We start from the raw sequence: 13576 nt of genomic DNA, 5'->3' as shown, positions 1-13576 counted from the left end.
GTCATTGGCAGGCTGAGGGCGGCGGCAGTAGGTTGGTCTGATCTGCTGCCGGAGAAACCACCATGCCCGAGTATCAAGCCCCCTTGCGCGACATGCGCTTTCTGATCGATCACGTCTTCGACTTTCATGCCAGTTACGCGGCGTTGGGGGCCACTGACGCCAGCCCGGACATGGTCAGTGCCATCCTCGAGGAAGGCGCGAAATTCTGCGAAAACGTCCTGGCCCCGTTGAACCGTTCCGGTGACGAGGAAGGTTGCCACTTTGATAACGGCGTGGTCACCACGCCCAAGGGCTTCAAGCAGGCCTTCGCCCAGTACGTTGAAGGCGGCTGGCACGGGTTGGCCGCCGATCCGGCCTATGGCGGCCAGGGACTGCCCCACTCGCTGGGGCTGGTGATCAGCGAGATGGTGGGCTCCAGCAACACCTCCTGGGGCATGTACCCGGGCCTGACCCACGGTGCCATGTCGGCTATTCATGCCCACGGCAGCGCGGAACAGAAGCAGTTGTACCTGGGCAAGCTCACCGCCGGGCAATGGACCGGCACCATGTGCCTGACCGAAGCCCATTGCGGCACTGATCTTGGCATCATCAAGACTCGCGCGGTGCCCCAGGCAGACGGCAGCTATGCGGTGACGGGGAGCAAGATCTTCATCTCCGCCGGCGAGCACGACATGAGCGAGAACATCGTTCACCTGGTGTTGGCCAAGCTGCCGGACGCGCCGGCCGGAACCAAGGGTATTTCGCTGTTCATCGTGCCCAAGTTCCTGCCGGATGCGGCAGGTGAGGCCGGCGAGCGCAATGGCGTGAGCTGCGGCTCCATCGAGCACAAGATGGGGATCAAGGCGTCCGCGACCTGTGTACTGAACTTCGACGGTGCCAGGGGCTTTCTGATTGGTCAGGCCAACAAAGGCCTGAACTGCATGTTCACCATGATGAACCACGCCCGCCTGGGGACCGGAATGCAGGGCCTGTGTCTGGGTGAAACCAGCTTCCAGGGGGCGATCAGATACGCCAACGATCGTTTGCAGATGCGGTCGCTGACCGGCCCCAAGTCTCCGGACAAGGCGGCGGACCCGATCATCGTCCACCCTGATGTGCGGCGCATGCTGCTGACCATGAAGGCGTTCAACGAAGGCAACCGGGCCCTGGCCTACTTCACCGCCCAGTTGCTGGATGTGGCGCATCTGAGCCGCGATGAAGCCCAGCGCCAGGACGCCGAGAACCTCCTGGCGTTCCTCACCCCGATCTGCAAGGCCTTCATGACCGAGACCGGGCTGGAAGTGACCAACCACGGCATGCAGGTGTTCGGCGGTCATGGGTTTATTCGCGAATGGGGCATGGAGCAGTTGGTACGTGATTGCCGCATTGCGCCGATCTATGAAGGTACCAATGGCATCCAGGCCCTGGACCTGCTGGGCCGCAAGGTGCTGGGCAGCCAGGGCAAGCTGCTGCTGGGCTTTACCCGGATTGTGCACAAGTTCTGCAGCGCGCATGCCGAGCATCCGCAGCTCCAGGCTTATGTCGCGCAACTCGATGCCTTGAACCGTCAGTGGGGCGAGTTGACCACCAAGGTCGGCATGGCAGCCATGAACAACCCCGACGAAGTGGGGGCCGCGGCCTTTGATTACCTGATGTACAGCGGCTACATCGTCCTGGCTTATTTCTGGTTGCGCATGGCTTTGGTCGCCCAGCAGCAACTGGACGCCGGGCAGGGCGACCAGGACTTCGCCACCGCCAAGCTGATCACCTGCGAGTTCTATTTCAAGCGCCTGCTGCCCCGTACGGGGGCTCATCGGGCGGCCATCGAGGCCGGCAGTGATTGCCTGATGAAGCTTCCCGCGCAGTTGTTCGCCTTGTAACTGCTAGGGCGGCACGAACAAAGCCCGCTGCTGCGGGTTTTTTCGTGCTTGGGAATATCTGTGACCAAAAATTACATAAAGGTCACTAGTTGACCCTATGTGTCGCAAAAGTTGTTCGGGTACACTCTGGTTTTCTAAATGGGTCCGTTTCGGCCCGCTTTTTTAGTTCTTGCGAGGTTTGCCATGGCTGACTACAAAGCGCCCTTGCGCGATATGCGCTTCGTCCTCAATGAAGTTTTCGAGGTCGCCAAACTCTGGGCCCAGTTGCCGGCTCTGGCTGAGACTGTGGATGTCGAGACGGTCGAGGCGATTCTGGAGGAAGCGGGCAAAGTCACCGCCAGAAGCATTGCTCCGCTGAGTCGCGGTGCCGACGAGGAAGGTTGCCACTGGGACAACACCGAGGTGACCACCCCTGAAGGTTTCCCACAGGCCTATCAGACCTACGCCGAAGGTGGTTGGGTCGGCGTGGGTGGCGATCCCGAGTTCGGCGGCATGGGCATGCCCAAGGCGGTATCGGCCCAGGTCGAGGAAATGGTCAACTCCGCGAGCCTGGCCTTTGGTCTGTACCCGATGCTGACTGCCGGGGCCTGCCTGTCGATCAACGCCCATGCCAGCGAAGAGCTGAAAGCCACCTACCTGCCGAACATGTATGCCGGTGTCTGGGCAGGCTCCATGTGCCTGACCGAGCCCCATGCCGGTACCGATCTGGGGATTATCCGCACCAAGGCCGAGCCTCGGGCCGACGGCTCCTATGCCATCAGCGGAACCAAGATCTTCATTACCGGTGGTGAGCACGACCTGACGGAAAACATCATTCACCTGGTGCTGGCCAAGCTGCCGGATGCGCCGGCTGGTCCCAAGGGTATTTCCCTGTTCCTGGTGCCCAAGTTCATGGTCAATGCCGATGGCAGCCTGGGCGAGCGCAACCCGGTGACCTGTGGTTCGATCGAGCACAAGATGGGCATCCAGGCTTCGGCCACGTGCGTGATGAACTTCGATCAGGCCATCGGTTACCTGGTGGGTGAACCGAACAAGGGCCTGGCGGCCATGTTCACCATGATGAACTACGAGCGTTTGGGGGTAGGTATCCAGGGGCTGGCCACTGGCGAGCGTTCCTACCAGAACGCTATTGAATATGCTCGTGATCGCCTGCAGAGCCGCTCGCCTACCGGCCCGCAAGCCAAGGACAAGGTAGCCGACCCGATCATTGTGCACCCGGATGTGCGGCGCATGCTGCTGACCATGAAGGCTGCAAACGAAGGCGGCCGGGCATTTTCCACCTATGTGGCGATGCAATTGGATACCGCCAAGTTCAGCGAAGATCCGGATACCCGCAAGCGCGCGGAAAGCCTGGTGGCTTTGCTGACCCCGGTGGCCAAGGCTTTCCTGACCGACCTGGGTCTGGAAACCACGGTTCATGGCCAGCAGATCTTCGGCGGCCACGGCTATATCCGTGAGTGGGGCCAGGAACAACTGGTACGCGATGTACGGATTACCCAAATCTACGAGGGCACCAACGGTATCCAGGCTCTGGATCTGGTGGGACGCAAGATCGTCGGGAGCGGCGGTGCGTTCTATAAGCTGTTCGCCGACGAGATCCGCCATTTCACCGCTACGGCGGATGAGCAATGGGGGGAGTTCACCCGCCCGCTGAACGCGGCGCTGGACAATCTGGATGAGCTGACCGCCTGGGTATTGGACCGGTCCGCCAGCAACCCCAACGAAATCGGGGCAGCGTCGGTGGAATACCTGCAGGTATTTGGCTACACCGCCTACGCCTACATGTGGGCACTGATGGCCAAGGCTGCGTTGGGCAAGGAGCAGGAAGACGACTTCTATGCCAGCAAACTGGGGACGGCGCGGTTCTACTTCGCCCGCCTGCTGCCGCGTATCCACTCGCTTAGCGCCTCGGTCAAGGCCGGTAGCGAATCGCTGTTCCTGTTGCAGGCTGAGCAGTTTTAACCAGCAAGGGCGTTTGTAAGTCATCTCTTACATAACGTGCTGCTGATCGTCCATATCGGTAGATGACGGCTGAAGCTAATCTACTTCACATGGACGTCGCGCAGGAAGCGCAAAGCAACAACACGGACACGTAGGATTCCGCCAGGATGGTGGAGTGAAAAGGATGTCAGGGAAACAGTCTGCAAAGCCCCGCTTCGGCGGGGTTTTCTTTTGTCCGGGTTTTTTATTTTGGCGGGCTTATCCCGGCACCTCCACGGCGGAAGTTCCCCCCAGGCGCGGCTCCTGCGCATTCATCGAGTCTTCCAACAAGCTGCGCAGCAGCTCCAGCGTCCCCTGTTGACGCTGCAGATCCCGGCAGACCAACCCCACTTTTAGCGGCACCCTGGGCTCGCTCAGTGGTTTCCACAACAGTTCCTTGTTGCCGTGCTGCTGTTGGGAGCGCCCGGGAAGCACGGTGGCCAGCCGTGTATGGGGCAGGCTGTCGAGAATCCCGGCCATGTTGTTCAGCTCCGCCTGCACCTGCGGGCGCCGCCCCAGATTGGCCAGTTGAGCCTGCCAGATCTGACGGATCTGGAACTCCTCTCCCAACAACAGCATCGGCAACTCTGCTGCCTGGCTCATGGAGACCTTCTTGAACTCGCGCAGCGGATGCTGCTCCGGGATGACCAGGGTCAGTTCATCTTCGTACAGCGGTACCCCATGCAGACCTGGCTGGCGTGGCGGCAAGTAGCTGATGCCGATATCCAGCGAGCCATTGAGCAGGCGTCTTTCGATCTCCAGGCCGGTCAATTCATAGATCTGCACCACAAGATGGGGCTGGGCCTTGCGTACACGCTCAAGCATCTGCGGCACCAGGCTGGTATGCACGGTTTGCAGTACGCCGATCGCCAAGGTGCGCAGCGCCTGGCCCTTGAAGTTGCGCAAGGCTTCGCGGGCCTGTTGCAAGCCGTCGAGCAGGGGCAGGGCGTGGTTGTACAGCGTATGCGCCGCCAGTGTCGGCAACAGGCGTTTACTGCTGCGCTCGAACAGGCTGACGTCGAGGTTCTGTTCCAGCTGGCGGATCTGCTGGGAAAGCGCCGGTTGCGAGATCGACAGCCGTTCGGCGGCACGTCCCACATGACCTTCTTCATACACCGCGACGAAATAACGCAGCTGCTTAAAATCCATAAGTATTTCTTATCGAAAAAGCTTAAAAAACGAAATGGCCCGAAGCCCCGGAGGGGCCTAGTCTAGCGCCTATTCACAAGGCTTACAGGGCCACGAAGGGCAATGAATACCGTTTACGTCGATGGTGTTTACATAGGCAAGGCAAAAAATCTCGGCCAGGGTCTGGTCAGCGACACTGACAAGTACCCGGTTGCCAACCGACTCTGGTTGTGGCCACAAGGCCTGGGCAGCGATGAGCACGGCGATCCGCGCTTTCACACCGGTCCCGAGCGCGCCTTGCATCATTACCCCGCTGAACACTATGACCACTGGCGCAAACGTTACCCACAGTTCGCCTGGTGCGCGCCGGCCTTCGGTGAAAACCTGTCCACCCATGGCCTCACCGAAGAACAGGTGTGCCTGGGCGATCTGTTTCGCTGGGGCGGTGCGCTATTGCAGGTCAGCCAGCCGCGTTCGCCCTGCTATCGCCTGAGCCATCGCTGGAGCCTGGCCAATCTGCCGCAACAGGCCCAGGACAATGGTCGTTGCGGCTGGTTTTACCGGGTCCTCAAGCCAGGTTTCGTACAAGCGGATGAACCTTTTGAACTGATTCAGCGCAGTTACCCCGGCCTCACCGTGGCCTGGGCCCTGCGCTGTTTTTTCCAGGAACCTCTGGAACATGCTGGCTTGAAAACCCTCATTGATTGCCCGGCGCTTTCCTCGCGCTGGCGTGATATCGCTATCAAGCGCATGCGTACTGGCCGGGTTGAAGACTGGTCCGCGCGCCTGCTGGGGCTGCCGCTGGAGGGCCTGCGGGCATGAATCTGTTCAACCTGCGCCGCACTGTGCCGAGCCTGGAAGATCTGGCCGCCGAGCCCTATGCAAACGCTTCGGCCCCGGCCTTTTCCAACGAGTGCCTGATGCCCAGTGTGCAGCGTCCCCAACCGGTCTTCGTGCGCGGCCAGGGCTCTTGGCTGTGGGACAGTGAAGACCGTACTTACCTGGACTTCACCCAGGCCGGGGCCGCCAACAGTCTTGGCCACAGCCCGTCGGTCCTGGTCGCCGCGCTTGCCGAGCAGGCGCAGTCGCTGATCAACCCGGGTTCCGGGTTCTACAACCGTGGCATGCTCAAGCTGGCCGATCGCCTGTGCCGCAGCACCGGCAGCGACCAGGCCTACCTGCTGAGCAGCGGCACTGAAGCTTGCGAGGCCGCAATCAAGCTGGCGCGTAAATGGGGGCAACTGCATCGTGGCGGCGCGGCTGGCATCATCACCGCCAGCCAGAGCTGCCATGGTCGTGGCTTTGCTGCGTTGTCGGCGGCTGGCAGCGGCGCTCCGGGCAATCGTTTCGGCCCCGGGCTGCCGGGTTTCAGCCAGGTGCCGTTCAACGATCTGCCGGCTTTGCACGCAGCGGTGGATGCGCAAACCGTGGCGATCATGCTGGAGCCGATCCAGAGTGAGGCTGGTGTCATTCCGGCGACCGAGCATTACCTCAAGGGTGTCGAGCGCCTGTGCCGTGAACTGGGCATCCTGCTGATTCTCGATGAGGTCCAGACTGGCATCGGCCGCTGCGGCACCCTGCTGGCCGAACAGCTGTATGGCGTGCGTGCCGACATCATCGCTCTGGGCAAGGGGCTCGGCGGTGGCGTGCCACTGGCGGCGTTGCTGGCACGGGGCAAGGCCTGCTGTTTCGAGGCGGGCGAGCTGGATGGCACTCACCATGGCAATGCGCTGATGACCTCGGCCGGCCTGGCGGTTCTGGACAGCTTGCAGGAGCATGGCTTTCTTCAGCAGGCGCGCCATAACGGCCAGTACCTGGGGCAGGAACTGACCCGCCTGGCGAGCCGGTATGCACAGGGCCAAGTGCGGGGGCAGGGTTTGTTGTGGGGCATGACCCTGGCGGATGAGTCCGCCGACGCGGTGGTCAAGGCCGCCTTGCATGAAGGCTTGCTGCTCAGCGCGCCGCAACCGGACTGCCTGCGTTTTACCCCGGCATTGAGTGTCAGCAAAGGCAATATCGACGAAATGCTCCTGCGCCTGGCTCGGGCTTTTTCCCGGGTGCGCACGGCGCAATTGCACTGTCGCAAGGGAGTGGCCGTCTGATGCGTGTACTGATCCTGCAACATTCGCCTGCCTCCGGACCGGGGCGGATCAACCAGTGGCTGCTGGAGCGGGCGAGCGCCGTGCACATCTGCCATCTGTACGCCCAGGCACGTTTGCCGCGGCTCGACAGTTTCGACCTGCTGATCGCTCTGGGTGGGCCCATGAGTGTGCACGACGAGGCCCAGACTCCGTGGCTGGCTGCGGAAAAACGCCTGTTGCGCAAGGCCCTGTCTGCCGGCAAGCGCGTGCTGGGCATCGGCCTGGGTGGCCAGCTCCTGGCGCAGGCGCTGGGAGCTCAGGTTCGCCCCAGTGCAGCGCGGGAGATTGGCTGGTGGCCTGTGGAAAAGTACCCCAATGCCCAGGACTCGCCTCTGGGGCTGGCCTTGCCGGAACGTCTGATGGCCTTTCATTGGCACGGCGAAAGCTTCGATCTGCCCAAGGGCGCGTTGCCGCTCTATCGCTCGGCGGCCTGCGATCACCAGGGCTTTATCTGGCAGGAGCGGGCCATCGGCTTGCAATGCCTGTTGCAGAGCGACTTGCACAGCATCGAGGCACTTTTGCAGGCGCGCCCCAACGGTTGGCTGAGCGCTGAACACAGCGCCGAGCCCGATAGCGTCGAGGATCAACAGGCGATTCTCGCCGGAATCCCGCATTGCAGTGGTCTGGCACCCACTCTGTTCCGGGTGCTGGATTACCTTTCCGGGCCACATGCGACCTTACGTTGACTGACTTCCTGAACCGTCTCGCGGTATAACGCATCGCCCCGTGTCCGATTTTTCGCACGGGGCGTTTTTTTATCTCCAGCTTTTTCAAACCCCTTCTTTGTTCTTGCAACCTCCTTCAAGTACCGGCTCGTTGTACGGGCGCCATGGCCATCAAGCTGTTGAGCGTGGTGCAGGGACATGGCCTCCAGATCCTCGCCCGAGTGGCAGCGCGGCCTCGAATCGCTCTGAACCCTGGCGTATGGCCAAGGTCGATTGCAGGTAAGGCTCATTCGAGCCGATTGTTATCAGGAGCTGCCCATGGACTTGATCCGCATCATCTTTGCCATTCTCTTGCCGCCCCTGGGGGTCTTCCTGCAAGTGGGGTTTGGCGGCGCTTTCTGGCTGAACATCCTGCTGACCCTGTGCGGCTACATTCCGGGGATCGTGCATGCGGTGTACATCATCGCTAAACGCTGATGGTCTGCCCGTTCCAGGGGAACGGGCAGTAGCTGATCAGTGCTGTGCCTGCAACACTCGGCGGTAAAACCGCCACTCCTGCTCCAGGGCGTGGGCCTGGTTGCTGGCCTTGCGAAAGCCGTGGCGCTCATCGGGATAGTAGTGGGCCTCGGCGGCGATGCCCTGGTCCTGTAGTGCCTTGAGCATGTCGCGAGTCTGCTTGGGCACCACCACCGCATCCTGCTCGCCCTGGAAAAACACCACCGGCACGCCGATGCTGCTGGCGTGGGCCAGGGGAGTACGGGCCAGATAACGTTCGCTGTCGCGTTCAGGATCGCCGATCAGCCAGTCCAGGTAGTCGCCTTCGAACTTGTGGGTGGCGCGGGCCAGGCTGATCGGATCGCTGACTCCGTAGAGGCTGGCCCCGGCGCAGAAGACCTTGGCGAAGGCCAGGGCGCAGAGGGTGGTGTAGCCCCCCGAGCTGCCGCCGCGTATGAATGCCTGTTGCGGATCGATCAGCCCCTGCTCATCCAGGTGGGCCACCACGGCGCAGGCGTCTTGCACATCCACCTCGCCCCAGCGCAGGTGCAGGGCCTGGCGATAGGCCCGGCCATATCCGGTGCTGCCGCGGTAGTTCAGGTCGGCCACGGCAAAGCCGCGCTGGGTCCAGAACTGGATACGCGGGTCGAGTATCGGGTAACAGGCCGAAGTCGGGCCGCCGTGGATGAACACCACCAGGGGCGGCCGGTTGACACCGTTCATGGCCGGGTAGAAGAAACCGTGGGCCTGGCCGTCGCCGCTGGGGTAGCACAGGGTCTGCGGGCGGCTGATGCGTTCCGCCGGCAGAGGGGCAATCCCTCCCGCCAGGACTTGGACCTGCCGGGTCTTGCGGTCTATGGCGATAACGGCCGAGGGGCTGACAGGCGAGGCCGCGATGCAGTACAGGTAGTGCTGGTCCAGCGCCAGGCTGCGGAAGCGGCTGTAGTTGCCGCTAAAGTCCTGCTGGAAACCGTCGTCCTGACGCAGCCCGAGGCGGCCAAAACCCTGCTCGGTCCAGCTGCCAAACCAGGCATCGCCGCCCAGGGGCAGCCAGGTGCAACTTCCCAGTTGCCAAGGCGCCGGGGCATGGTCCGCGGCGGTGCTGGGCAACGGCCGCAAACCATCGCTCGACTCGGTCCAGGGTTGCCAGAAACCGCCGCGATCGCTGAGGCAATACAGATGATCGTGCTGGTCGAAGCGCGGCTGTTGCAGTGACTCTGGCTCGCCATCGCCCGCCACGCAGCGGGGATCCCCCCAGGTCCCGTTGCCCAGGCGCTCAGCAAGCATCAGGCGGGTGCTGGTCCAAGGTTGATGGGGCCGGTCCCACTCGATCCAGGCCAGGCGCAGACCATCGGGGCTGAGGGTAGGAGCGGCATAGAAGTCGGCCCCGGCAGCCAGTAGCCGGCGTTGACCGGTGACGCTGTCAATGCTCACCAGTTGGTGTTGTTCGGCGCACTCCTCGACGGCCAGCACCTGGCCAGAGTGGTATCGCAGGTCACCGTAGCGGCACGTGCCTTGAGTCAAGGCGCTGGGCGCTCCACCGGCCAGGGGCTGGCGATACAGCTGCTGGTCCGCCTCGTTGACGAACAGCAGGGCATCATCGCTGAGGCAGAAGGCGCCACCACCGTATTCATAGACCCTGCTGCGCACGCTGAAGCCGGTTGGCGTCAGGCACTGGGCCTGGCCCTGATGCCACTGCCAGATCCGACAGCGGCCGTCCTCGGGACGATATTCATTCCAGAACAGGCCGTGGGTCGTCAGTTGCAGTTCAGCAAAGTCGACCCCGGCCGTAGTGGCCTGGCTGGCGCTGAAGGGCTCAACCCTTGGCGATGAGGCGGGAGTTTCGTTCATTGCGAAAAGCCAGTTGCTCGATGGTGTGGGTGGCCGTTTCAGATTCTTCACGGGCCTGGAGGATCATCCCATGGTGTGGCGATTTGCTGCACACCGGATCGGCATTGCTGGCATCTCCGGTGAGCATGAAGGCCTGGCAGCGGCAGCCGCCGAAGTCCTTTTCCTTCTCGTCGCAGGAGCGGCAGGGTTCGGGCATCCAGTCGTACCCGCGAAAGCGGTTGAAACCGAATGAGTCGTACCAGATGTGCTGCATGCTGTGGTCGCGCACATTGGGGAACTGCACCGGCATCTGCCGCGCGCCGTGGCAGGGCAGTGCGGTGCCGTCCGGAGTCACGGTGAGGAAGATGCTGCCCCAGCCGTTCATGCAGGCCTTGGGGCGCTCCTCGTAGTAGTCCGGAGTGACGAAGATCAGCTTGCAGGGATGCCCTTGGGCTTCCAGCCTGGCGCGGTATTCGTTGGTGATGCGCTCGGCGCGCACCAGTTGCTCCTTGGTCGGCAGCAGGCCCACGCGGTTGAGCTGGGCCCAGCCGTAGAACTGGCAGGTGGCGAGCTCGACGAAATCGGCTTCCAGTGCGATGCACAGCTCGATGATGCGGTCGATCTTGTCGATGTTGTGCCGGTGGGTGACGAAGTTCAGCACCATCGGATAGCCGTGGGCCTTGACCGCACGGGCCATTTCCAGCTTCTGCGCGAAGGCTTTTTTCGAACCGGCCAGCAGGTTGTTCACCTGTTCGTCGCTGGCCTGGAAGCTGATCTGGATATGGTCCAGGCCGGCTTTCTTGAAGTCGCTGATCTTCTGCTCGGTGAGGCCGATGCCGGAGGTGATCAGGTTGGTATAGAAGCCCAGCTTGCGCGCCTCGCCGATCAGTTCGGCCAGGTCCTGGCGCACCAGCGGCTCGCCGCCGGAGAAACCCAGCTGCGCTGCACCCATTTCCCGCGCTTCGCGAAATACCTTGATCCACTGCTCGGTGCTCAGCTCCTTGCCCTGCTCGGCGAAGTCCAGGGGGTTGGAGCAGTAGGGGCACTGCAGCGGGCAACGGTAGGTCAGCTCGGCCAGCAGCCACAGCGGCAGGCCAACTTCCGGTTTGCCGGGCAGAACCGCCGGTTCAGGCGAGTTCGATCCAGTGCTGAGCACGGGCGACCTCCATGAACTGCTCGATATCTTCACCGAGCTCGGCCACCCCCGGGAACTGGATTTCCAGCTCGCTGATGATCGCCGCCACGTCACGTTCGCCATCGATCAGGCCGCCAATCAGGGCGGCACTGTCGTTGAGCTTGATCATGCCCTCGGGGTACAGCAGGACGTGGCCCTTTTGCGCCGGTTCATACTGGAAGCGGTAGCCGGGGCGCCAGCGTGGGGTTTTACTGCGGTCGAAACTCATAGGGTGATCCCCTTATGCCAGACCCGCTGATCGGTGACGCTGTGATAGGGCGGGCGGTTCAGTTCATAGGCCATGCTCATGGCGTCGAGCATGCTCCAAAGGATGTCCAGTTTGAACTGGAGAATTTCCAGCATGCGTTCCTGGCCGGCACGGGTGGTGTAGTGCTGCAGGGTGATCGCCAGGCCGTGCTCGACATCACGGCGGGCCTGGCCCAGGCGGGTGCGGAAGTACTCGTAGCCAGTGGGGTCGATCCATGGGTAATGCTGGGGCCAGCTGTCCAGGCGCGACTGGTGGATTTGCGGCGCGAACAGTTCGGTCAGCGAGCTGCTGGCCGCCTCCTGCCAACTGGCCCGGCGAGCAAAATTGACATAGGCGTCCACGGCAAAGCGCACACCGGGCAGCACCAGTTCCTGGGAGCGCAACTGGTCCGGGTCCAGGCCCACGGCCTGGCCCAGGCGCAGCCAGGCCTCGATGCCGCCGTCCTCGCCCGGGGCGCCGTCATGGTCCAGCAGGCGCTGGATCCATTCGCGGCGAATCTCCCGGTCCGGACAGTTGGCGAGGATCGCCGCGTCCTTCATGGGGATGTTCACCTGGTAATAGAAGCGGTTGGCGACCCAGCCCTGGATCTGCTCGCGGGTCGCCCGGCCTTCATACATCGCCACGTGATAAGGGTGATGGATGTGGTAGTAGGCGCCTTTGGCGCGCAGTGCCTGCTCGAATTCGGCGGCGGACAGCGGGGTGTCGGTCATGTGTGTTCTCCGGGGGGCAGCCCTTTCGCGGGCAAGCCCGCTCCTACGCAAAGGGGCCAAGGCTCGTGGGGCGAGCTTGTGGGCGATTCGCCCTACAGCTCAATACTCATTCCGTCGTAAGCCACTTCCACCTTTCGGCGTACCAGTTCGGCACGTTCGGCGGAGTCTTCATCGAGGATCGGGTTGGTGTTGTTGATATGTATCAGCACCTTGCGCTGGCGGGGCAACTGTTCCAGCACTTCGAGCATGCCGCCGGGGCCGTTCTGCGCCAGGTGGCCCATTTCCCGGCCGGTACGGGTGCCCACGCCACGACGCTGCATTTCATCGTCTTCCCACAGGGTGCCGTCCACCAGCAGCACATCGCTGGCGGCCATGATCTCCAGGAGTGGCGCGTCGACCTTGCCCAGGCCCGGCGCGTAGAAGAGTTTGCCGCCGCTGCGCAGGTCTTCGACGATCAGGCCGATGTTGTCCCCCGGGTGCGGGTCGAAACGGTGGGGCGAATAGGGCGGCGCTGCGCTGCGCAGGGGCAGCGGCGTGAAGCGCAGGTTGGGGCAGGCGGGGATGCTGAAGCTCTGGTCCAGCTCGATGCGGTTCCAGCTCAGGCCGCCGTTCCAGTGGCTGAGCATCTTGAACAGCGGGAAACCGGTGCTCAGGTCTTCATGGACCATGTCGGTGCACCAGACCTGGTGCGGGCAGCCTTCACGCAGGCTGAGCAGGCCGGTGGTGTGGTCGATCTGGCTGTCCATGAGGATGATGGCGCCGATGCCGGTGTCCCGCAGTGCGCGGCCCGGTTGCATGGGGGCGAAGCTTTGCAACTGCGCGCGGATATCCGGAGAGGCGTTGCACAGCACCCAGTTCACCCCGTCATCGGAAATCGCGATGGACGATTGAGTGCGCGCCTGGGCCCGCAGGCTACCGTCGCGAAATCCGGCGCAGTTCACACAGTTGCAGTTCCACTGCGGAAAACCACCGCCGGCGGCGGAACCTAGAATCTGGACAAACATGGACGCTCCCTGGGCTCAAGACTGAAAAAAGGACGGAGAACTGAAAATAAAAACGCCCCGGACGGGCCGAGGCGTTGCGCTGCGTTTCTGGCCAGAGGCAGAAATTAGCGGCTGGCGAAGTACATGGTGACTTCGAAGCCGATACGCAGGTCGGTGTAAGCAGGTTTGGACCAGGTCATAAAATTGCTCCTTTGAGGTGGGTGGGACGGGTGTTGCCTATACATATAGTCCACCTCCGGCGGGAGATGTTCAGATGCTTAGGAGGCTATCTTACTAAATTCCCGCGGAAGGTTGCCCGCAATTCTGAAGAAAGCTCATTGCA

General features: G+C 62.5%; 13 protein-coding genes. 6 read left to right on the top strand and 7 right to left on the bottom strand.

The window, feature by feature from the left end:
* The first annotated feature begins 62 nt into the window (after positions 1-62).
* Positions 63-1859: an acyl-CoA dehydrogenase C-terminal domain-containing protein gene (locus M2395_RS23445; RefSeq protein WP_123431053.1), complete on the top strand. Its 1797-nt coding sequence runs from the start codon at positions 63-65 to the stop codon at positions 1857-1859.
* A gap of 183 nt (positions 1860-2042) precedes the next feature.
* A complete protein-coding gene (locus M2395_RS23440) occupies positions 2043-3821 on the top strand; it encodes an acyl-CoA dehydrogenase C-terminal domain-containing protein (protein WP_015637268.1) in 1779 nt (592 codons plus the stop codon).
* Between the two features lie 237 nt (positions 3822-4058).
* On the opposite strand, the gene M2395_RS23435 is transcribed toward M2395_RS23440, so the two are convergent.
* Positions 4059-4988, bottom strand: coding sequence for a LysR family transcriptional regulator (locus M2395_RS23435; protein WP_011063858.1), 930 nt, complete (start codon positions 4986-4988; stop codon positions 4059-4061).
* Between the two features lie 102 nt (positions 4989-5090).
* Between M2395_RS23435 and M2395_RS23430 the strand changes: the two genes are divergently transcribed.
* From M2395_RS23430 to M2395_RS23415, 4 genes are all read left to right on the top strand, one after another.
* A complete protein-coding gene (locus M2395_RS23430) occupies positions 5091-5789 on the top strand; it encodes an MOSC domain-containing protein (protein ID WP_123431052.1) in 699 nt (232 codons plus the stop codon).
* Positions 5786-7069, top strand: coding sequence for an aspartate aminotransferase family protein (locus M2395_RS23425; protein WP_123431051.1), 1284 nt, complete (start codon positions 5786-5788; stop codon positions 7067-7069). Before M2395_RS23430 ends, M2395_RS23425 begins: the two co-directional genes overlap by 4 nt.
* Positions 7069-7794 carry a type 1 glutamine amidotransferase gene (locus M2395_RS23420; RefSeq protein WP_011063855.1) on the top strand — a complete coding sequence of 242 codons (726 nt, stop codon included), beginning with the start codon at positions 7069-7071 and terminating at the stop codon, positions 7792-7794. Before M2395_RS23425 ends, M2395_RS23420 begins: the two co-directional genes overlap by 1 nt.
* A 297-nt stretch (positions 7795-8091) precedes the next feature.
* Positions 8092-8250, top strand: a complete 159-nt coding sequence (locus M2395_RS23415; protein ID WP_011063854.1) for a YqaE/Pmp3 family membrane protein — start codon at positions 8092-8094, stop codon at positions 8248-8250.
* A 36-nt stretch (positions 8251-8286) separates the two neighbouring features.
* Here M2395_RS23415 and M2395_RS23410 read toward each other — a convergent pair whose 3' ends face one another.
* From M2395_RS23410 to pqqA, 6 genes are all read right to left on the bottom strand, one after another.
* The gene (locus M2395_RS23410; protein ID WP_123431050.1) at positions 8287-10119 is read right to left on the bottom strand and encodes a S9 family peptidase; all 1833 of its coding nucleotides are present in this window, start codon (positions 10117-10119) and stop codon (positions 8287-8289) included.
* Entirely contained in the window at positions 10085-11254 is a 1170-nt protein-coding gene (gene pqqE / locus M2395_RS23405) for a pyrroloquinoline quinone biosynthesis protein PqqE (protein WP_019094523.1), read from the bottom strand. The genes M2395_RS23410 and pqqE overlap by 35 nt, the downstream gene beginning before the upstream one ends.
* Positions 11226-11501 (bottom strand): pyrroloquinoline quinone biosynthesis peptide chaperone PqqD, encoded by a 276-nt coding sequence (gene pqqD / locus M2395_RS23400; protein WP_011063851.1) that lies wholly within the window; start codon positions 11499-11501, stop codon positions 11226-11228. Before pqqD ends, pqqE begins: the two co-directional genes overlap by 29 nt.
* On the bottom strand, positions 11498-12250 hold the full coding sequence (gene pqqC / locus M2395_RS23395; RefSeq protein ID WP_011063850.1) for a pyrroloquinoline-quinone synthase PqqC: 753 nt from the start codon (positions 12248-12250) through the stop codon (positions 11498-11500). The genes pqqD and pqqC overlap by 4 nt, the downstream gene beginning before the upstream one ends.
* Positions 12251-12342: 92 nt before the next feature.
* Entirely contained in the window at positions 12343-13254 is a 912-nt protein-coding gene (gene pqqB, locus M2395_RS23390) for a pyrroloquinoline quinone biosynthesis protein PqqB (protein WP_011063849.1), read from the bottom strand.
* A gap of 104 nt (positions 13255-13358) precedes the next feature.
* On the bottom strand, positions 13359-13433 hold the full coding sequence (gene pqqA / locus M2395_RS23385; RefSeq protein WP_003194766.1) for a pyrroloquinoline quinone precursor peptide PqqA: 75 nt from the start codon (positions 13431-13433) through the stop codon (positions 13359-13361).
* Positions 13434-13576: the final 143 nt, after the last annotated feature.

It is taken from the genome of Pseudomonas sp. BIGb0176 (genome assembly GCF_024810175.1).
GTDB classification, from domain to species: Bacteria; Pseudomonadota; Gammaproteobacteria; order Pseudomonadales; family Pseudomonadaceae; genus Aquipseudomonas; species Aquipseudomonas protegens.
This window is presented reverse-complemented; position numbering and strand designations above follow the sequence as displayed.

What these genes read in the sequence shown, in the direction of transcription:
- M2395_RS23445 (WP_123431053.1), top strand. Translation starts at nt 63, where the DNA reads ATGCCCGAGTATCAAGCCCCCTTGCGCGACATGCGCTTTCTGATCGAT.
- M2395_RS23440 (WP_015637268.1), top strand. Translation starts at nt 2,043, where the DNA reads ATGGCTGACTACAAAGCGCCCTTGCGCGATATGCGCTTCGTCCTCAAT.
- M2395_RS23435 (WP_011063858.1), bottom strand. Translation starts at nt 4,988, where the DNA reads ATGGATTTTAAGCAGCTGCGTTATTTCGTCGCGGTGTATGAAGAAGGT.
- M2395_RS23430 (WP_123431052.1), top strand. Translation starts at nt 5,091, where the DNA reads ATGAATACCGTTTACGTCGATGGTGTTTACATAGGCAAGGCAAAAAAT.
- M2395_RS23425 (WP_123431051.1), top strand. Translation starts at nt 5,786, where the DNA reads ATGAATCTGTTCAACCTGCGCCGCACTGTGCCGAGCCTGGAAGATCTG.
- M2395_RS23420 (WP_011063855.1), top strand. Translation starts at nt 7,069, where the DNA reads ATGCGTGTACTGATCCTGCAACATTCGCCTGCCTCCGGACCGGGGCGG.
- M2395_RS23415 (WP_011063854.1), top strand. Translation starts at nt 8,092, where the DNA reads ATGGACTTGATCCGCATCATCTTTGCCATTCTCTTGCCGCCCCTGGGG.
- M2395_RS23410 (WP_123431050.1), bottom strand. Translation starts at nt 10,119, where the DNA reads ATGAACGAAACTCCCGCCTCATCGCCAAGGGTTGAGCCCTTCAGCGCC.
- pqqD (WP_011063851.1), bottom strand. Translation starts at nt 11,501, where the DNA reads ATGAGTTTCGACCGCAGTAAAACCCCACGCTGGCGCCCCGGCTACCGC.
- pqqC (WP_011063850.1), bottom strand. Translation starts at nt 12,250, where the DNA reads ATGACCGACACCCCGCTGTCCGCCGCCGAATTCGAGCAGGCACTGCGC.
- pqqB (WP_011063849.1), bottom strand. Translation starts at nt 13,254, where the DNA reads ATGTTTGTCCAGATTCTAGGTTCCGCCGCCGGCGGTGGTTTTCCGCAG.